The organism is Bacillus sp. YC2, from assembly GCF_019891195.1.
In the GTDB taxonomy this organism is placed as follows: Bacteria; Bacillota; Bacilli; order Bacillales; family Bacillaceae; genus Bacillus.
Map to the genome: position 1 here is coordinate 884,545 of NZ_JAHXDO010000001.1, position 19,430 is coordinate 903,974.

General features: G+C 41.1%; 18 protein-coding genes and 1 pseudogene. 2 read left to right on the forward strand and 17 right to left on the reverse strand.

The features are described from left to right. Window positions 1–2: 2 nt before the first annotated feature. From KY305_RS04390 to KY305_RS04400, 3 genes are all read right to left on the reverse strand, one after another. Complete coding sequence (locus KY305_RS04390) at window positions 3–623, reverse strand: NTP transferase domain-containing protein (RefSeq protein WP_223061512.1); 621 nt, start codon at window positions 621–623, stop codon at window positions 3–5. After that, entirely contained in the window at window positions 620–1,645 is a 1,026-nt protein-coding gene (locus tag KY305_RS04395) for an XdhC family protein (protein ID WP_223061513.1), read from the reverse strand. Before KY305_RS04395 ends, KY305_RS04390 begins: the two co-directional genes overlap by 4 nt. 68 nt (window positions 1,646–1,713) lie before the next feature. Continuing rightward, entirely contained in the window at window positions 1,714–2,730 is a 1,017-nt protein-coding gene (locus tag KY305_RS04400) for an FUSC family protein (protein ID WP_223061634.1), read from the reverse strand. Between the two features lie 319 nt (window positions 2,731–3,049). Here KY305_RS04400 and KY305_RS20315 point away from each other — a divergent pair. After that, a pseudogene (locus tag KY305_RS20315) lies at window positions 3,050–3,207 on the forward strand (fructose-bisphosphatase class III); the annotation flags it as partial. Between the two features lie 306 nt (window positions 3,208–3,513). Here KY305_RS20315 and KY305_RS04405 read toward each other — a convergent pair. From KY305_RS04405 to KY305_RS04455, 12 genes are all read right to left on the reverse strand, one after another. Then, a complete protein-coding gene (locus KY305_RS04405; protein WP_223061514.1) occupies window positions 3,514–5,604 on the reverse strand; it encodes an RNA-directed DNA polymerase in 2,091 nt (696 codons plus the stop codon). A gap of 109 nt (window positions 5,605–5,713) precedes the next feature. After that, complete coding sequence (locus tag KY305_RS04410) at window positions 5,714–6,970, reverse strand: reverse transcriptase domain-containing protein (RefSeq protein WP_223061515.1); 1,257 nt, start codon at window positions 6,968–6,970, stop codon at window positions 5,714–5,716. Between the two features lie 40 nt (window positions 6,971–7,010). Beyond that, window positions 7,011–7,490, reverse strand: a complete 480-nt coding sequence (rlmH, locus tag KY305_RS04415) for a 23S rRNA (pseudouridine(1915)-N(3))-methyltransferase RlmH (protein WP_223061516.1) — start codon at window positions 7,488–7,490, stop codon at window positions 7,011–7,013. A gap of 80 nt (window positions 7,491–7,570) precedes the next feature. Continuing rightward, a complete protein-coding gene (locus KY305_RS04420) occupies window positions 7,571–7,741 on the reverse strand; it encodes a CxxH/CxxC protein (protein ID WP_004393147.1) in 171 nt (56 codons plus the stop codon). Window positions 7,742–8,117: 376 nt separating this feature from the next. After that, complete coding sequence (locus tag KY305_RS04425; protein WP_223061517.1) at window positions 8,118–9,281, reverse strand: hypothetical protein; 1,164 nt, start codon at window positions 9,279–9,281, stop codon at window positions 8,118–8,120. 11 nt (window positions 9,282–9,292) lie between these two features. Next, window positions 9,293–10,045: a hypothetical protein gene (locus tag KY305_RS04430; RefSeq protein WP_396021503.1), complete on the reverse strand. Its 753-nt coding sequence runs from the start codon at window positions 10,043–10,045 to the stop codon at window positions 9,293–9,295. A 196-nt stretch (window positions 10,046–10,241) separates the two neighbouring features. Then, window positions 10,242–10,712: a GNAT family N-acetyltransferase gene (locus KY305_RS04435; protein ID WP_223061518.1), complete on the reverse strand. Its 471-nt coding sequence runs from the start codon at window positions 10,710–10,712 to the stop codon at window positions 10,242–10,244. Window positions 10,713–10,759: 47 nt separating this feature from the next. Beyond that, window positions 10,760–10,894, reverse strand: coding sequence for a hypothetical protein (locus KY305_RS19890; RefSeq protein WP_262417547.1), 135 nt, complete (start codon window positions 10,892–10,894; stop codon window positions 10,760–10,762). Beyond that, complete coding sequence (locus tag KY305_RS04440) at window positions 10,881–11,996, reverse strand: response regulator aspartate phosphatase (RefSeq protein WP_223061519.1); 1,116 nt, start codon at window positions 11,994–11,996, stop codon at window positions 10,881–10,883. Before KY305_RS04440 ends, KY305_RS19890 begins: the two co-directional genes overlap by 14 nt. Window positions 11,997–12,131: 135 nt before the next feature. Beyond that, complete coding sequence (rocF, locus tag KY305_RS04445) at window positions 12,132–13,022, reverse strand: arginase (protein ID WP_223061520.1); 891 nt, start codon at window positions 13,020–13,022, stop codon at window positions 12,132–12,134. A gap of 75 nt (window positions 13,023–13,097) precedes the next feature. Continuing rightward, window positions 13,098–14,501, reverse strand: a complete 1,404-nt coding sequence (locus KY305_RS04450) for an amino acid permease (RefSeq protein WP_223061521.1) — start codon at window positions 14,499–14,501, stop codon at window positions 13,098–13,100. A gap of 223 nt (window positions 14,502–14,724) precedes the next feature. Continuing rightward, entirely contained in the window at window positions 14,725–15,930 is a 1,206-nt protein-coding gene (locus tag KY305_RS04455) for an ornithine--oxo-acid transaminase (RefSeq protein ID WP_223061522.1), read from the reverse strand. A 237-nt stretch (window positions 15,931–16,167) separates the two neighbouring features. Between KY305_RS04455 and KY305_RS04460 the strand changes: the two genes are divergently transcribed. After that, a complete protein-coding gene (locus KY305_RS04460; protein WP_223061636.1) occupies window positions 16,168–17,553 on the forward strand; it encodes a sigma-54 interaction domain-containing protein in 1,386 nt (461 codons plus the stop codon). 31 nt (window positions 17,554–17,584) lie between these two features. On the opposite strand, the gene KY305_RS04465 is transcribed toward KY305_RS04460, so the two are convergent. Then, window positions 17,585–18,151, reverse strand: a complete 567-nt coding sequence (locus KY305_RS04465) for a cupin-like domain-containing protein (protein WP_223061523.1) — start codon at window positions 18,149–18,151, stop codon at window positions 17,585–17,587. Window positions 18,152–18,234: 83 nt separating this feature from the next. Further along, window positions 18,235–19,425 carry an MFS transporter gene (locus tag KY305_RS04470; protein WP_223061524.1) on the reverse strand — a complete coding sequence of 397 codons (1,191 nt, stop codon included), beginning with the start codon at window positions 19,423–19,425 and terminating at the stop codon, window positions 18,235–18,237. Between the last annotated feature and the right edge of the window lie 5 nt (window positions 19,426–19,430).

Sequence of the window (19,430 nt, forward strand, 5' to 3'; positions counted from 1 at the left end):
ATTCACTCCCCGAATTTATTCAGCAGCAGCGTATAATCTTCAATTGTATCTACGTCATAAAAAAGCAAAGGGTCTTGAAAGCTGATCATTTTTCCCGTATTGATCATACGTTCACGGATGACATACCGAGCGCCTTGATCTCCCTTTAACTGATGTAATAATGGAAAACATTGATTTGAGAATAAGATGGGGGGCATAGGAAGATGTTGATTTTCAGCAGCTATAAATGAATAGTGATGTTCCCTTCGATAGGAATCAATTAACGTATTGATGATATCTGTGGTGACAAATGGCTGATCTGCAAGGAGAATGATAACGGCATCAGCCTTATAATCTAATGCTCTTTTTAAACCGCATTGTATGGAGTGGCTTTGGCCCTTATCCGCTTGCTCACATTCTTCCTGACTCCACTTATTTGATATGGGATCTAAAAAGAAAAAATCCGAAAGCCAATGCAGTGAATCTCCCTTTCCCGTTATAACGAAAATATGATCTAATTTAGATAACAAGGCATTTTTAAAAGCCATACTTCCTAGAGAGACTCCATTCAGAAATAAACTTCGCTTATCCGTCCCCATGCGTCTGCTTGTACCGGCTGCCAGGTAAATGGCTGCTGTTTTCATAAGCGAGACCTTTGTGTTCGCATTTCTTTAATCATCTCGCCAACAATGCTTACAGCAATTTCCTCAGGCCCTTGTGCCCCGATGGGAAGCCCAATAGGGGAATGAATATCCTCTGGAATCTCCGCTCCGCCTAATAGCCGCTCGGTGCGCCTTCTGGGGCCTAATACACCTTTATAAAACACATTCTTATTTTTTAATGTATGTAAAATGATCTGATCTTTTTGAAAGCTGTGCGTCATAATGACAACAAAATCTCTTTGGGTCATGCACAGGCCTTCCATGACTTCTTCCGGTGCTCCTGTAATCAAATGGCTGGCTTCAGGCAAATGGCCGTAATGACATAAAGCAGGGCGCCAGTCAATCACCGTCACATGAAAGCCCGTACCAGCCGCCAAAGAAACTAACGGCTTCGCATCTTCCCCTGCTCCAAAGACATATAAACAAGGTTTTGGAACCATCTGATGGATAAAAAATAAATCAGATGTATGTTCATCCCTTTTGATTCCCTTTTCCGTCTCATAAAGGGGTGCCTTTTTTTGAATACAGCCTTGTTCCATAACACCCCCGCTACCAAACACTCTGCCGTCTTCAGCTATATACAGATCTTCCTTGGGCTCTAACGTTTTAGTGAATCGTTTCATTCGCGTCACAGACTTTTTTTCATCTAAGCATGTCTTGACTGTCCTCAGATTTCTTTCCAATTCCCCTTTTACAGGCTCGAGTAAAACCGTCAAAACACCATTACAGCCAACTCCCTGCCCCCAGGATAAATCGTCTTCCGCACTCATATCAAAGTGAACAATCAACGGCTCTCCTGCAGCCCAAACCTGCTCTGCCCTTTCAACAAGATCTTCTTCCAGACAACCGGCAGATAACATTCCGACTCTTGTTTTGTCCCCTAAAATCAACATGGAGGCCCCTTCTTTCTTATAAGCGGACCCCTCTGTTTTAATGATGGTGGCCAGTACCTTAGCCTTCTTAGAATTGGCGATGACATCCAAAATTCGGTGCATATCATCCATTTTATTTCCCCGCTTTTACCCAATTTATATCTGCATCTGTATATCCATATTCTTTTTTCTAGAAGACATTACAAATTTTTCAGCAATTTCATTGTTTCTAAAAAAAAAGAGTCTTTATAGACCTTATGACTTGGCTGCGGGTACAACAGCATTTTTGAACGGAGAGATTCCAATAACATGTTCTGTTCCTTCTGTTTCCAATTGTCTGTTTCACCCTGTTGTATTCCTTTAAAATCATCAAAAAATTCACTTAAAACCTTTAAATCATTGCTCAACTCCATTTTGTCACTTGAAGATAAAGCTCCTTCTTTTTCCCATTCTTTTAACGTTTTCACTATATTTGAGATATACTCATATCCTGCATTCATCTTTTGCATCTCTATTTGATATCTTGAAACAATGATTTTATGTTTTTTTCTGATGGGGTTGAATTTCAAGCTCTCAGAGGCTGTTTGCAGCATCTCTTTTGCCGTATGCAGCTCCTGCAGAAGATTGTTTATTTTATACTCCATGGTGCTCCCTTTTCCTTGTCCCCACTCTGATTGAACCCATTTGGAAAGTTCTGAAAGTGTGTCAGAAAGCTGACGAGCCAATGTTCGAAAAGAGTCCGCTGCCTTTTTTGTATAGTCTGGCGGAAAAAAGAACATATGAACCAGAATAGCGATGATGACGCCGATCATCGTATCGATTATTCGATCCATTGCATAATCTTTAGAGTGTCGTTCAAACGTAAATACCAATAAAATGGTGAGCGCTACCTGATGTAAAACCGTTTCATCTATTCTTAACCACTTTGCAATGTACGTCCCGCCTAATAGTAACAGACCCAACATCCAGCCATTCATTTGTAAGTGACTGACAATATAAGCTGTTAAAACGACCCCAATTGCAGTTCCCGCAATACGATGAAAAGAAAATCGAACCGACTGATCTATGGTGGATTGCAAACATAATATAACAGATAGAGGCGCTAAATATGGGTGACTAGAGCCCACTAGTTTTGCCGCTTCCCAAGAAACCGCAGATGCAATCGCCATCTTCCAAACCAAAGATGTTTTGTTTTGGATTTTTTTATTTTTCTTCATCATATTCCCCCTCCTTTCAGGAACCTTTTCTATTAGGTTTCCGTGACTCAGAGGGATTTATACTGTCATATGGAAAAAGCGAAAAGAAGCTGTTATTCAAAGGGGGAAAGCCTTGAATGACTGCTTCTTTTTTGGGGTTGGGAAAACATTAGAAAACGATGCATCTTTGGCCACTCTTTGGAGCAAAGGTGTTTTAAGAAACGTGAGGTGGCAGGTTTGAACTCTACTTTTCTCAAAATCAGCTCGGTTCTCTTTTAGTCTACCTCCTATTTCCCTAGTTCCGCCAATTAGACTCTTGGTAACTATCGACACTTTTAAACTGGGCACCGGAACTGATGTCTGAACAGTGAAACGATTAGTCGACAAAGACTGGAGCGGAAGTAAAAGAAATAAACGTGGGTGAAGAATTGATGCAAGAAGTTTGCTATTTTGGAGAGGCTGCGGGAGTATCGATATATGAAGAGAGAAAATGAGTGACACGCTTCCGCGAAGGACTTCTTATCCGGATTAGACAACACTCTCAGTGAAATATCACCGAACTGGTTGGGCACTATTGTAACCAAAAACCAACTTCAGATTTGTAAAAAAGCACAGTCTGGCATTCACTGAAAAAAAGACCAAGATAGTTCTTGGTCTTTAGGTTGAATTTACTTTTTTGTAAAAACTCAAATGTGAATAATATATTGAGGATCGACTGTTATAAATGAAAAACATTGATTCAAAATATATTAGTCAAAAAATCGTTTAGTTATCGAAAGAATCTCTTGAATAAAGTTTTAGCACCTATCTCGAAATATTTATTGGATCTATAATATCTGGATTAAAAACGGTTCTATCCTTTGTATAAAAATAAAATTTTTTATGATAACTTTCTTTTGTGAAACTCCATTCTATAAAATGATTTTTTGATTCTAACAAATAGTCTAGTATTAAACATTTAGCCAATTCACTAGGTGTATACTCCAACTTATCTTTAGCCTTACAATTCCTTGACGTACACTCCGACTTATCTTTAACCTCACAATTCCTTGACGTACACTCTAACTTATCTTTAACCTCACAAATTTTCTTTTTTATAAAATTTTTATTATTTTTGCTTAAATTCGGATAACTATAAAAAATAAATACCCACCAAGAAAATTCATCTTGAAAAAAGTCTTCCCAATTTAACTGTTCAAGTTTTCTTTTTACTATTTGATTTAAATCTCGTACAAAATTCGATAACTCAATATAATTTGTTTCGTAAAACAAACATACTGAAGCAATATGTACTGGATTTTCTTCACTTAATATCTTATTTGTTATCTGTTTTAACAAACTATTAGATATATCTATTTTATAACTCGAAATAAACAGCAACAGATCTATCCAATCGCCTGTATAATTATTAAATATATTATTTTTAAAGCTTTCGATACAGTCTTCAATTGAATGCTTTATATTTTCCTTAGTCTTAAATAACAATGTGAAAATCCTTATTACTTTTTGAGTAGAAACATATGAAACCTTTTTTGAATATATGAAAAATATCAACCTAACAAGATCATTCTCTTCCATATTTATATGAAGGGCATCACTTTTATCTTCTTCTATCTTTATTAAAATTACACTTAAAATATAAGAACAAATAAAAGAATTTTCATTTGTTTTTTTAATAAGAAAATTAATGTTATTTCTTAGTTCAACATATCTGATTTTATTTGTTTTTATTTGTTCAAAATTATTTATTGTATTTAACTTTTCAGTGGTCGTTGCAGCTTCAAGATATCCAACTTTAATCTCCTCATTTTGTTCAAACAGCTGATTATAATCTTTTAAAGGTTTCTTTACATATATAAACGCTTTATCGATTAAATTTAATATGTGTGGAAGCTCAAGAATCCATTCATTAAGGTTATCTTCCTTATCGTATATATTGACCTTAGAAGTATTTACTTTAAGTTGGTATTTATTAAGGATAAATTCTAATTTATCTTTTATTATATTAAGTGTATTTTTATTATTAGATAAAACAAAGTAATCATCGACAAATCTGAATATTTCATAATCAAGTTCTTTTGTTATATTTTCTTCAGCTAACTGTTCTATTAATTGCTGATCAATATGTATCAATAAAAATTCTGCTAAGAACCTACTTAATTCTGGTCCGATAACTATACCGTTTGTTTTTGAGCCATTTAAATTCTGCAAAAATGCATCTATGTTCTTATATATACTATTTGATTCTTTAAAGTTTTTAGAGTCATAGGTTTTATTAGAAATTAGCCATTTATAAGAGTGAGTATATATACTAGAAAAACAATTTTGTATATCAATAGTTAATAATAAATCATATTTATCTCTTGAATAAATAAACATGTTACTATTTAAAAGTTCAGTCATACTTTTAAAAGGGTAATGTTTAAAATACGTTCCTTTTGACTCCAAAGAAAGAAGTAACTGCTTTTTAGAATCGAGATCATTTGTATAGAAAACTGTCTGATTATTATTTTTTTTATAAGTTAAGCTATTAACCCTTCTTGCTTTTCTGGTTGAAAAATCTACCTTATTGTGACTTATATTAATTAAGTCATCTTCAAATACATTAATAAAAGCCAGTGACTCAATAAGCCCGAGAGGATTTATTAAAGATAACTCTCTAAAGCCACCATTTGTTTTAGATATCTTAAATTTTAATGGTGATGAATGCCAAGTGGAATCAAAAAAAGTATCACTCTCCTTAGTTTTTTTTACAATTTTATTTACCTTATTCTTATTCTTTTGAAGATATTCATATAGAAACAAATGTGTAAAATGGTTTCCTTTTTCATAGGGGAGAAGTTCAGTAAGCAAAAAATCAATTGTTTGTCGATTAAACTTATTTTTAGATTTCATGTTTTGACTCCCATAATATTTTTTGGTATTCTTTTAATACACAATATCGAGAATATGCACTTAGCATATTCTTAAAAGAAACAGCGGAATTTCATTCCGCTGTTTCTATTTATTTTATCTTTACCAGTAATAACCTTGCTAATTCGTTATAGCTAAGACTTTCTATATTTTTTTCATTAAATTTGCTTAAATGATTTATTAAATCTTCCTTGTTAAGACCCAGTTTAGGGTGTATTAAAAAAGCCTTATTGTTTTTAAAACAAGAAATAAATTTATTGTTTTTTATTTGATTATTAATTTTAGGAGGTATTTCTATATTATTTTTTTTAAAACAATTTGTGATTTCCTCTTTAAATAATTTAAGAGTATCTCTTGTAATTAGCTTGTCTAAATTAGTTTTATGCATAAATCGTTTCAATTCTTTATAACTGTCACTTATCCCTCTTACTTGCCATCGGTAATTACCATCATTATTTCTATCTCCAAAAAAAACTATTCTTTTGAAGAACAACTCTAGCCTAAAACTTAATAATTCAATATTTTCAGTTTGACCATATTCTAATATTATTGTATTAAGCTTACTAACGTGTTTTTTAAGTTTTTCCTTATCGATACCAATTTTATATTTACTTTTCCAAAATTGTCCTTTTTGAAAGCAATAGCCTAAATAACTGAATGCATAATTTGTATGGTTAGTAGAATGAAAGGCTGTTTTATCATTATTAAGCTCTAGTTTTTTCCCAAAATGCTTTTTCATTATTTTTAAAATGATTTTTTCTAAATCAGTTTTTTTACTTGTCTCATCTAAAATAATAATGCAATCATCCACATATCTTGAATAATATAATAAACCTCTATTTTTGAATTTAGATTTGACCTCTTGGTCAAATCTCATTCCACATATTTCTATCAGCGAGTTATGCAAACCTATTCCAGGTCTATAGCAATCTAATTCCTTCGTATATTTTTCAAAGAATTTGAGCTCCTTTAATCTTAGAGTAGTTGAACTAGATAATAACTTATAACTGTGAGCAGGAGACACATTATTAAAAAAATTTTTAAAGTCAAACTTGTAAATTGTATAGTATTTATATAAATGTAAATTCGGTAATAAATTCATTAATTCTGTCATTATATAAGATCTATTGGGGAATTTGATATTGTAATTAACGTTTAAGAGAATTTTGTAGTAATCTAACACTATTTGTTCTTCTAAAGAAATTGAGTATTTATCAATAACTTCTTTTTCCTTTACTTTTTTAAGTATAAAAGGTGTTATATGATCATAAGAGTTTATTATTTGTAAAATATGGGCCGGATCTTCACCGTAAATATTGGAAATTTCTTTGATTATTCTTTCTCTCATTATTTCTAACCTCTTTTTACATTTTTAATAAAAACCCCACTCACTTATGATAAGGCTCCCCACGATTAATCCGAAAAGCCCGATAAATCTGCTCGACTAGTATGAGACGCATCAACTGATGAGGAAACGTCAATTTCGAGAACGACAGCTTTTCATCCGCTCGCTTCATCACTGCGTCACTCAATCCGAGTGAGCCGCCGATGACAAAGCAGATTTTGCTTTTTCCATAAGTCGCCAGCTTATCTATTGTATCGGCCAGTTCTTCGGATGTTTTCATTTTTCCTTCGATGGCGAGGGCGATGACGTGGGTGTCCGGGCTGATTTTGGCCAGGATGCGTTCGCCTTCTTTGTCTTTGACGATTTTCATGTCTTGATCGCTTAGGTTTTCCGGGGCTTTTTCGTCCGGGAGTTCGATGATGTCGATTTTTGCGTAGGCTGAAAGTCGTTTTTTGTATTCTTCGATGCCTTGCTTGAGGTATTTTTCTTTTAGTTTTCCGATTGTCACAATATTAATATTCACAGGTCATCCCCACTTTAGAAACAAGTTATTCATATATTTTATCCACAATTGTGGATATCTCTTCTGTATTTTGTGTAAGATCATTCGTTCCCTACTAGATATGTTGCGGTGTCCCCACATAATTCACAGGCTGTGGATAAACTGTTAGTATGTTCGATTTTTCTGATTTCGGGCGGAAGCTCATGATCATCTATGTACATGTCCAGCACGGTTTCGATATGTTCTTCACAAGAATAATAAGCGGTTTTCATTGTTACATCCTCCGGTTTTCTTTTGCGCACGGCAATTGTTCTCTTCTCAATATAACCTATTTGTACACATGTTAGTAGTGCTTCGGGCTGAGTATTATCCACAATTCGGCATAAGAAGCTGTTGATAGGCGCAAAAAAAGCCGGCGTTCTGTCACGTCCGGCTCATTGCTGATTCTCTCTTTTCTCCATCCGATACATGAACCAAATTCCTAATACACACGCAATGAATGTACAAAGCAGATCAATCCAGTCCAGCTTTCTGCCATTTTTAAAATATCCAATAAGCAGGGATGTCAGCAGGATCGACACGGTCACCGCAGCAAGCTTTTTCTTCAGTCATCTGCCTCCTTCACCCTGACTTCTTCTGCTTTATCAATCAAAAATCCTCCATCACCTGAACATCATACAGCTTGAGATGGCTGTTCAGCGTGACGATGTCTTTCAGGTTTGGGATGGCCCGGTCGTTCAGTTTTTTGCCCGTTTTCAGGTCGAAGGATTCGATTTTGGCGGTTTTTTTGTAGCTGTATGTGAACAGATATAGCTTTCCGTTTTGATGGGTCAGATCTTTGAAGTCGGCCTTCATTCCTGATGCGGGGAGCGTGAAGACTTTTTTGCTTTTTCCCGTTTCAGGATTGATGCGGTATACGTTTCCGAAGCCGTCAACGAAATAGAGGCTGCGCTTCTCCATGAAAAAGCTTTTTTTGAAGCTGAACGGCATGGAGCCGTAAAGGGTTTGTTCGTCATCTTGATACGAGGCGATGTCATACGTTTTGATGGCTCCGCTTTTTTTCATGATTTTCACCATTTGATACATGTTATCGGCTTTTTCTCCTCTTGTGACGAAGTAAATGGAGGTATCGTCCGCGGCGAGCTGGGATTCGACCGATGCGCCTTCTTTATATTTCCATGTTGCGATGGTTTTGGTGCTGAGCTTTTCTTTATCTGCCTGGATATCATTTACGTGATAGCCTTTTTCGTCAGCTGTCGGTATGAGCGCGTAAATATGGCCTTTCAAAAAGCCTGAGGCGCGGATGTAGTGCGGGATGATATCTTGCTTCCACTTGCCGTCAAGCTGGCGGTACAGCTCTGAGCGATAGCTGCCGCCGCTTTTGTCGTAGCCTGAATTATACAGCGTGTAGAAGCCTTTCGTGCGGTCGATATACCCTGCGCTGTCTCCCGTATGCTGATACGCTCTTTTATACGTGTGAAGGCCGTCTTTTACGGTATAGATGCCTTTTTTGTCCTCCAGCAGCATGCTGCCGTCATGCACCTTGGCCGATCCGAGCTCAAGCCCCTTCATTTGATAGGAAGAGAGCCGTCCTTTTTCATCGGCGAATAGGGCATAGCTTTTTCCGCCTCCGAAGGCGTCTTGGTCGGCCGTCGTGGAGAAATACAGCAGCGCCTCTTTATCTTTTAGAAAATCGGGGTCATTCAGTGCGTCCCTTGTGATCTCCGCAGGGTCTTCTGTCCGAAAGTGAAAGAAACATAAGACCGCTGCGGCGACGATGATCACAAGAGGCATCCAGATGAGTTTTTTCACCGTTTTTCTCCTTAGTTAATGGTCAGAATCGTTTTCGTATAAGGTGAGCTTGTGATATCGCGCGGATATACACCCAGGCCGCCGTTAGAGTCAATATCGATTCCTGCTTTTAGGAGGAACGCTGACCACAGCAGTTTCGAGCAGTTTTTGGCGCCTTCATGGCCTGTATTTCTGTTATTGACGAAGTTGAAGGAGTACTCGTCGCCGACTCTTGATACGGCCCAGTCAGCGGCGGCTTGTTTTTGGGTGTCCGTGACGCTGACGGTTTGAACGATTGAATTGTCTTCTACTTCTCTTCCGTTATAGGCGATTTGCCGGACGCCGTCTCCCGGGACTGATTCTACGATCTTATCAGCGGCCGAATACATGCCGACGTGGCCGTGGTTGTAAAAGGCTGTGTAAGAGTTGGTGTAATAAATGTTGCCTTTTACGCTTTTCGGAAGTTTTTTGGTGCCTGAAGAACCGCCCATGACCGACAACCCGTCTTTGGAAGCGTTTACATTTCCTTGCGCCTTGTCAGAGGTGATTTCGCTGTGAAACTGCTTGAGGATGGCTTCTGTCGTGACATGCTTCTGTTTGGCCAGCTCTTTTGCAGACTGAATGACCTCTTGCGGGGTCGTGCCCTGCTGGAGTTCCGCGATCTCTTTTGCGTAGCGGGCCGTTTCTGATTCTTTGGCTTTTACATTCATACCGGAGAAAGATAGAACCATGGCAAACGTCAGTGCAAACGGAATGACAGCTTTGAACATTTTCTTACACTTCATAACTTCGCCTCTTTTCTCAAGATATAATTTTTTCCATATATGTATTATATGACAGAAGAGCAGCGGAATAATAGTCAATTTACAGATTTTTAAAAATTTTATAACAAAATAGGCATCTCCTGCGTTTAAAAACGATTGCCCGGGAAATGAACGTTAGATAATGAAAAAAGAGGCCCGCACTCAGGGCCTCTTTTCCTTATATCTTTTTACTCATGATAATATCAGTCTCCAGAAATCCGGTCTTCTCATAAAGCCGCCGCGCTGTTTCATTGTGAGCAAAAACATGCAGAGACAGCTTACGGACTCCCATGTCCCGGGCCTTTTCATCCAGCCTTGCGAGCGCCTGTTTCGCATACCCTTTGCCCCGATAAGGAGAATAGAGGCCGAAGTCATAAATGAACGCGTCGCGCTGCGGATGCGCCGGATCAGCGTGCAGCCACAGCCAGCCAGCCGCTTCCTTCCCGCCCAGTGTCAGGCTCCACAAATGATGATGAGCCGTCTGCAGGCCGTCAGGGAGCAAATCAAGAAAGGTTTGCTCGGCCAATTCAGGCGCGTCTTCAGGCAGCCATGTTCCCGCCTTGATCTTTTCTTCAGCATAATGCTTTGTTGTATAAACGAGGTAGGATTGAAATTCTTGCTCCGTCATCGGCTGTAAGGTAATGGTCATGAATTCACTCCTTAAAAAACACAGCCTCACAGCTGTGTCGTGTCATTTTATCCGAAAGCGCCGTTTTCTGCCGGTTTAATGGTTTGTGCCGTCTGTGCTGCTGAATCAATTTCTGTAAAGAGTCCAATAGAGATGAGGCTTGCCATTGTTACTGAGAGTAAAATGAATTTACATGTTTTCATTACGAATCCCCTCCGTCAATCTCAAAATTTGGTCATTGGCATCAATTGATTCTTGGAAATATTTCGCCGCCAGTTTGTAATTCTCCTGTTTTTTAAAATGCTTGGCGGCTTGGCAGGTCAAATCCGTTACGTCACTCCACAGCTCATGATATTTCAGCTCGTCAAATGCGGCCGCGAGCATTTCTTCGTTATGATCAATGAATACATGCTGTAAGATGCGGAGCTTATGCTTGTAGCTTGATTCGTTTTTTTCCTCGGCTGCTTGCAGCGCTTTATGCAGCCAGAACCGCCCTTCGTCCGTTTGTTCCTGCTTTAATAACACCCTGGACAGCATATACATACTCCGCACTGAATAGGCTGAATTCATATGTTCTTTCTTTTCCAGAGCCGTTTCAAACTCGACTCTGGCTTCCGCTAATTTCTCTTGCCGTTCATAGCAAATCCCTAAATTAAAATGGGCGAGCGCCTCAATATGCCCGTCACCTGCTTTCGAAGCTTGATGAATGGCGGTTTGTAAGATTTCCTCGGCCTGCTGATAATGAAACAAATCCATTCTGTTACAGCCGATCACCATGACACATTGTGCTTCTCTGACAGCATACATTTCATTGGCTCTGTAAATCTCTAACGCTTTCTCGGCGTGATTCATGGCAAAGTAATTTTGCCGGATTTCATAGTAGGCAATCGCCACTTGATAATTAAATTCTGCTCTTTCTATCTCATTCGGTATGTGCCGGAGCCTGCTTTCTGCAATACGGTAAAAATTAATCGCTTTCGTAAATCGTTTTTTGTAAAACTCATGCATGCCCGAGAAAAAATAGTAGTAGTACTGAATCATCTGATCCGTTTTTTCTTTATCGGCGTTCAGCTGAATCGTTTTTAAAATGCCGTCTGTTTTCTCATACTCTTCCATCAATAATTTATAGCGGGAATCAATCAAATTAAAATACAGGAGTACCGTTTGATTTTGTGTCATATTTTGCAGATCTGAAAGCAGTTGTTCTCTTAACGCCTTAGCCGATTCGGTTTTGTGCTTCTTGATTTCCTCATACCAGTCACTGATTTTTTTAGCCACTTTTTCATGGGCGATCACCTCAATCAACTGATAAGACACCTCCCCTTCCCAATTTGTGTAATAAATATATCATATTTACAGGTCGGATTTGAGGGTAACAGCGGACTAGTTTCCTAGTGGCAATAAAAAACCCCCGCAAAAATGCGGAGGCAAGTCTCTTTTTTATAATAACTTCTTCCCTAACAACGATTCCACCAACTCCACCGCTGTTTGTCCGGTTTTGTTTTTGTGATCGAGGATCGGATTGACTTCTACAAATTCAGCCGATGTGATGATGTCTGCATCGTACAGCATTTCCATCGCTAAATGGCTTTCCCGGTAGCTGATGCCGCCGACAACAGGCGTGCCGACACCCGGTGCGTCGCTCGGGTCAAGGCCGTCAAGGTCAAGGCTGAGGTGAACGCCGTCACAGTCTGACAAGTAGTTAATGGTTTCTTCCATGACCTTTGTCATGCCAAGGCGGTCGATTTCATGCATCGTGTACACCTTCATGCCGGTTTTCTTGATGTATTCGCGCTCGCCTTCGTCAAGCGATCTAGCGCCGATGATCACAACGTTTTCCGGCTTGATTTTTGGCGCATAACCGCCCAAATTCACAAGTGTGTCGTGCCCGACGCCGAGGCTGACGGCCAGAGGCATTCCGTGAATATTGCCTGACGGGGATGTTTCCAGCGTATTTAAGTCGCCGTGTGCGTCATACCAGATGACGCCGAGCTCTTTATAATGCTTCGCTGTTCCGGTAAGCGTTCCGATCGCAATGCTGTGGTCGCCGCCTAGCACGAGGGGGAACCGCTCTTTCTCAATGACGCTGTCCACCTTTTGGGCGAGCTTTTCATTGCCGGAGAGCACCGAATTTAGGTTTTTCAGCTCTTCATCTTCTTTGAGTTTTTCACGATTGACGGGGATGTCGCCTAAATCCTCTACCGAATATCCCATGTCAGATAAGCGTTCAATGAGATGCGCATATCGGATGGCGCTCGGGCCCATATCCACTCCGCGTCGTGCTTGTCCTAAATCCATCGGCATACCAATAACTGAAATTTGCTTATTCATCTGTCTTTCCACCTCAACATGTCGTATGTTGTCCTATGCGGGTTTCCTCAAAGATGACTTGGACACAAAAATGATTTATAGCTCTAAATGTTTATCTGACTGCTTATGCTTTTTCACATATAAATGATATACGATAAAACAGATTACCATAAACGGGATGCCGCAATAAAGGGCGAGCCGCTGTTCCGAGTCAAATGCAAGGCTTATGAGCACGACTGTGTTTAACGTCAGCCCGATAAGCGGCAGCACCGGGTACAGCGGTGTTTTGAATTTAAGGTCTTCCACTTTGCCGCCCTCACGGATGTATTTTCGTCTGAACATCAATTGGGACAGAGAAATTGTAATCCAGCCGACCTGTGCGCTTAATCCCGCTAACGATAAGAGAAACATATAAACGGTTTCAGGCGCCGCCACTTTAGATAACAGAGACAGACAGGCAACGGCCAGCGTCACGATCAGCGCGTTCAGCGGCACACCGCGTTTATTCGTTTTTCCAAGCGCTTTAAAGGCTTGTCCTTCGTTCGCCATGGCATACAGAATACGCGTCGATGCGAACAAGCCTGAGTTGGCTACTGACAGCAGCGCAATTAAGATAACAAAGTTCATGATATCAGCGGCATACGGAATACCGATTTGTTCAAACACCACGACAAACGGGCTTTCGACCACTCCCGCCTGCTTCCACGGAATCATGCCGGCAATGACGATGATGGAAAGAACGAAAAAGACAAGCGTTCTCCATACCGTTTGACGGATAGAGCGAGGGATCGTTTTCTCGGGATTTTCACTTTCTCCCGCGGCAACCCCGATCAGCTCCGTTCCCTGGAACGCGAAGTTTACGGTAATCATCGTAATAAGCATAGCCTTAATGCCGTTCGGAAACAATCCATCCTCATAAAAATGAGAGAAGAAAGGAGCCTGCTCGCCGTGTTTCATGTCAATCAGGCCGAACATGGCGGCGCCGCCCAAAATAATAAACAGCAGAATGACTAAAATTTTAATGCCTGAAAACCAAAATTCTGACTCAGCGAACGCTTTTGTGGTAATGGCGTTCAAAAGAAACATCAGCCCGACAAACACGAGACACCACACCCAAACGGGAACATGCGGAAACCAGCGGAGCATTAATTGGCCCGCGGATAAAAATTCAATCGCACATGTGACCGCCCAGCCGAGCCAGTACAGCCAGCCGAATGCGAAACCGAAAGCGGGACTGATAAATTTGGTTGCGTATGTCTGAAACGACCCTGATACGGGAAGGGCAACCGCGAGCTCGCCTAAGCAGAGCATCGTCAAAAACATAATGAATCCGCCGACTAAATAGGACAGAACCGCGCCGAGCGGTCCCGCCTGATTTATTGTAAATCCGGTACTCAGGAAAAACCCGGTGCCGATCACTCCGCCCAATGAAATCATAAATAAGTGCCGCGATTTCATTGTACGCTGAAGCTGATTCTCATTTTGTTGATTTGTATTCACCATTCTGCACCCCTTCAGCAACTTGTATTGGAACCAAGCCGGCGCTAGAAACCGATTTGCTGTCCAAAGAGCCTCTATTTGTATATGGATTTTATATTAAAATTCATTTTCATACATAAAGATACATTATACTAAAATACTTACGCTGCGCAAATAGAGAGTGCTGAATTTTTTATTTGTCAATTCCATACAAGCGGAGGGAAATCGCTGCCACATCATGGTTTTATGCGCTTTGAAGCACTTTTGTGATCTTTTGGATCGCCCAATCTAAATCTTCCTTGGAAATCATTAACGGCGGCGCAAACCGGATCACGGTATCATGTGTTTCTTTGCATAAAAGCCCTTCGCTTTTCAGCTGCTCACAATACGGGCGGGCCGCTTCCGTCAGTTCAACGCCGATAAACAGGCCTCGGCCGCGCACTTCTTTAATCACGGGGTTATCAATTTTCTCAAGCTCCGCTTTAAAATACTCTCCAAGCTGAAGGGAACGCTCTGCCAGCCGTTCTTCCTCAAGTACTTCAATAGACGCGATGGATACCGCGCAAGCGAGCGGATTACCTCCGAATGTAGAGCCGTGGGAGCCCGGATTAAATACGCCCAAAATATCGCGGTTTGCTGCGATGCATGAGATCGGGAATACACCTCCGCCGAGCGCTTTACCCAAAATGAACATATCCGGGACGATGTTTTCCCAGTCGATCGCAAACGTTTTGCCTGTGCGGCCGAGCCCCGTCTGAATTTCATCAGCAATCAGCAGCACATTTTCTTCCTTACAAATAGCGGCCGCTTCTTGTAAAAATCCTTCCGGCGGAATGACGATGCCCGCTTCTCCCTGAATCGGTTCGAATAAGAAAGCGGCTGTGTTCGGCGTAATCGCCTGACGCAGTGCCTCTGCATCGCCGTACGGGATCAATTTAATGCCCGGAAGCATCGGCCCGAAGCCGCGTTTGTACTCTTCTTCTGAAGAAAGAGATACCGCAAGCATCGTTCTGCCGTGGAAGTTGCCGACACACGCAATGATTTCCGCCTGATTGTCTGCGACGCCTTTGACCTCATATGCCCAGCGTCTTGCCGCTTTCACAGCTGATTCGACTGCTTCAGCTCCTGTATTCATCGGCAGTATCATATCTTTTCCGGTCAGCTTGGCTGCTTTCTCGTAAAACGGACCGAGCTGGTCATTGTGAAACGCGCGTGACGTCAGAGTGATTTTATCCGCCTGATCTTTCAGCGCCTGAATGATTTTCGGGTGTCTGTGCCCCTGATTTACAGCAGAATAAGCACTTAGCATATCCATATATTGATTGCCCTCAGGGTCCTTTACCCAAACACCCTGAGCTTCAGAAATCACAATCGGAAGAGGATGATAGTTGTTCGCGCCGTAATGTGAAGTTTGGCTGATAATTTCTTGAGATTTTGATAAAGCTGACATGTTCTGATTCCCCCTTGTTTTCTAAACATTCAACACAAGTTCTTGCTTTCCCTTTTTATAAAGCAAGTATCGTGCCAATCCGAAAGAACGAGGTTTTTCGTCAAAATTCTCGGTTTCCCTGCAAAAATTTCAGGCAGTTTCTGTGCAAAGGACGGATAACCGCAAAATTTTTTTGCATTTCCTTCATCATTTATTTTAAAATAATGAATGTTAAGACTATTATAAGGGGGGATTCTTCTGCACACAAACAGCGAATTTTTCACACTGGTTTTAGAAAGCATTCTGGAGGAAATCGATGTCGGTCTGCATGTGGTGGACGAGAAGGGCAGCACCGTCATTTACAATAAGAAAATGATGCAGATTGAAGATATGGACGAAGAGGACGTTCTGCATAAAAACCTGACAGATGTGTTTATGTTTTCGAATCAGCAGGACAGCACCCTTGTACAGGCTCTTCAAGAAGGAAAAACAATTAAAAACGTGAAACAAAGCTATTTCAATAATAAAGGCCAGGAAATCACGACGATCAATCACACCTTCCCGATTGTGAAGGACGGCGAGATCAAAGGGGCGGTGGAGATCGCAAAGGATGTGACAAAGCTGGAGCGTCTGATCAGGGAGAACATGCACCGAAAAGAACAGAACAGCTACACATTTGACAGCATTCTCGGAAACAGCCCGGTCATCCGCGAGGTTATTGAAAACGCAAAACGGGCAACCCGCACGTCGTCATCCGTGCTTCTGGCCGGCGAAACCGGTACAGGCAAGGAATTGTTCGCTCAAAGCATCCATAACGGAAGCCAGCGCTCCGGTGCGCCGTTCATTTCACAAAACTGCGCCGCCCTGCCTGACAGCCTTGTGGAGAGTATTTTGTTCGGCACGAAAAAAGGCGCCTTTACCGGAGCGATCGACCAGCCCGGTTTATTTGAACAGGCACAGGGAGGAACTCTGCTGCTTGATGAGATCAACTCTTTGAACCTCAGCCTTCAGGCAAAACTGCTCCGCGCCCTTCAAGAAAAGAAAATCAGGCGGATCGGCTCTGCCCAAGACAAGCCCATTGACGTCCGCATCATCGCCACGATGAATGAAGACCCGATCACCGCGATTTCGGAAGAACGGCTGCGCAAAGATTTATATTACAGACTGAGCGTTGTCACACTGATCATTCCGCCGCTCCGGGAGCGTAAGGAGGACATCCTGCCCCTGGCCGAGGTATTTATTCAGAAAAACAATCACCTGTTCCAAATGAATGTGGATTCGATCAGTGAGGATGTGAAGCAGTTCTTTTTGGAATATGATTGGCCGGGTAATATTCGTGAGCTTGAACATACCATTGAAGGCGCCATGAATTTTATGACGGATGAGACAACCATGACCGCAGCCCACCTCCCTTATCAGTACCGCATGAAAATCAAACCGGCTGACAGCAGCCAAACGCCCGCGGCAAGCACCCAGCCCGGCGCCGATTTAAAGGATAAAATGGAAAGCTTCGAAAAATATATGATCGAAAAAATCTTAAGAAAGCACGGCAATAACGTGTCCAAAACCGCAGGCGAGCTCGGGATCAGCAGACAGAGCCTGCAATACCGCCTGAAAAAATTCGGGCTGGACCGGGTGAAATAGAAAAAGGCTGAGATACTCAGCCTTTTTACATTTACCGCTGGTCAACAAGCCGCTCTTTCGCAAACCAAAAGTTTTCGCTTACCGCCAAGGTATGTTCTGTATTCACGACTTGATGCCACCAATTGCGGGGAGCGTAAATGATTTCTCCCGCCTTTTGCGTAAAGCGGATCGGCTTCGCTTTCTGCACAAGCGGTTTCTGCTCCATGTCCTTTTCATCAAAAACATTGATGTTTCCCTCATACAAATAAGGGGTATCATCCGGATGGCAGAATATCCATTCCTTCTGTCCGAAAATGACGCCGTTCCATGCGTGTGTGTGGTTAAAATCCTGATGCAGCGGCGTGCCTGTTTGTTGAGAACCGAGGAAGAACCATTTGAAATCTTGTCCGGTTTCGTCATCCACTCTTAATGTATCTTTTGTAAAGTAATAGGGTGAAGAGTAGACGTGATCTAAATCTTTCTGGTTTAAAGCCGTAAAATTCCAGTCACAGTACCAGTTTTCATCGTTCTCATCAATATATTCGATATAGTTGGAAAGCCTTACTTGTTTAAACGTTTTGACCCCTTCAATATCTGATTTCCGAAAAGAAAGAAACATTTTTGAAAATGATATCTCCTGCCAGATTTACCGTAAGATTATGAATATTTAACACCGTACATCATCCTTTTGTCATTCTTTCATTAAAGCTCGACTTTGTTCTGGATGGCGACACTCGCTTTTAGTTTGTAAAAGCTAAGCAGCATAAATAGCGACAGCAAGATTGATAACACCCCGATGACAGTCAGCAGCACGGTTGAATCAAAATAATCCGTTAAGAAGCCGACAAACGGGAACGCAATGAACATAAAGAAAGATGTCATTAAACTGATAATGGACAATAACGTAGCTCTGGTTCTTGAAGGGATTTCATTATTCACCACCTGGCTGGAGACAGGTTCGATAATGTCATACAGAGCATTAATGACGATAAAAGCCGCTACCGTCACGTAAAGACTTCCCGAAGGTATGAACAGGTATGCTGTCCCGATGATGCAAAATGTAAAAAGGAGCACGCGTCTCGGTGTGAACTTTTCTGCCGGCTTTGAGGAAAAGATGGAACATAGCGCCTGCACAATGGACAGACACGCAAAAATGATGGAGATATGACGTACAGAAAGCCCTTCCTGGTTTAACAGATCCTGCCCGTACATATAAAAAACCGATGTAATGGCAAAGAACACAGAAAGAGAAAGGACTAAATATTTAAAGGCTTTGTTGAGCATGAAGAAATCTTTGACTTCTTTTATGATGTCACCGACGGTTTGCGTTTGATGTTCACTGTTCTCAAATGTGATTTCCGTCAGCTGTGTAATGACAGCCATTGCGATCAGCTGTGTCAGAATACCCGCGATAAAAACATACGACCATGAAATCTCTTGCAAGTATCCCCCGATTCCCATGGCTATGGCCAAACCGAGGATGACGAGTCCGTTATAATTTCCAATGGACTTTCCGTACAATTTCTCTTTCCCGTTCACTTTTAATGAATCAAACAGGAAGGCATGATCCGTTCCCGAGATAAACGTCAGCCCGATACCGTATATAATATGGGCGATCAGCAGCGCAAAGAAATTATGGAATGACAGGAACATGGCCAAGTACACAATGACCATAAAGTGTCCGAGCAGCAGCGATTTTTTTCTCCCGATTCTGTCGGAGATCACGCCGCTTGGCACTTCCGCTAAAAACATGGCCAAATTTAAGACCGACTGCAAAACACCGACAAGAAACAAGGAATAGTTCAAACTGGTTAAATACAGAATCCATATTCCCCGTTCAAAAAAAAAGTTTCCGAAAAAACCAGAAAAGTACAGTAAGTTTCTATTTCGCAAATGAA

Coding starts and splice junctions, on each gene's coding strand:
- KY305_RS04410 (WP_223061515.1), bottom strand. CDS start 6,970: ATGAGAGAAAGAATAATCAAAGAAATTTCCAATATTTACGGTGAAGAT.
- rocF (WP_223061520.1), bottom strand. CDS start 13,022: ATGAATAAGCAAATTTCAGTTATTGGTATGCCGATGGATTTAGGACAA.
- KY305_RS04435 (WP_223061518.1), bottom strand. CDS start 10,712: ATGACCATTACCTTACAGCCGATGACGGAGCAAGAATTTCAATCCTAC.
- KY305_RS04455 (WP_223061522.1), bottom strand. CDS start 15,930: ATGTCAGCTTTATCAAAATCTCAAGAAATTATCAGCCAAACTTCACAT.
- KY305_RS19890 (WP_262417547.1), bottom strand. CDS start 10,894: ATGAAAACATGTAAATTCATTTTACTCTCAGTAACAATGGCAAGCCTC.
- KY305_RS04400 (WP_223061634.1), bottom strand. CDS start 2,730: ATGAAGAAAAATAAAAAAATCCAAAACAAAACATCTTTGGTTTGGAAG.
- KY305_RS04390 (WP_223061512.1), bottom strand. CDS start 623: ATGAAAACAGCAGCCATTTACCTGGCAGCCGGTACAAGCAGACGCATG.
- KY305_RS04395 (WP_223061513.1), bottom strand. CDS start 1,645: ATGGATGATATGCACCGAATTTTGGATGTCATCGCCAATTCTAAGAAG.
- KY305_RS04420 (WP_004393147.1), bottom strand. CDS start 7,741: ATGAAAACCGCTTATTATTCTTGTGAAGAACATATCGAAACCGTGCTG.
- KY305_RS04430 (WP_396021503.1), bottom strand. CDS start 10,045: ATGAAGTGTAAGAAAATGTTCAAAGCTGTCATTCCGTTTGCACTGACG.
- KY305_RS04465 (WP_223061523.1), bottom strand. CDS start 18,151: ATGTTTCTTTCTTTTCGGAAATCAGATATTGAAGGGGTCAAAACGTTT.
- KY305_RS04405 (WP_223061514.1), bottom strand. CDS start 5,604: ATGAAATCTAAAAATAAGTTTAATCGACAAACAATTGATTTTTTGCTT.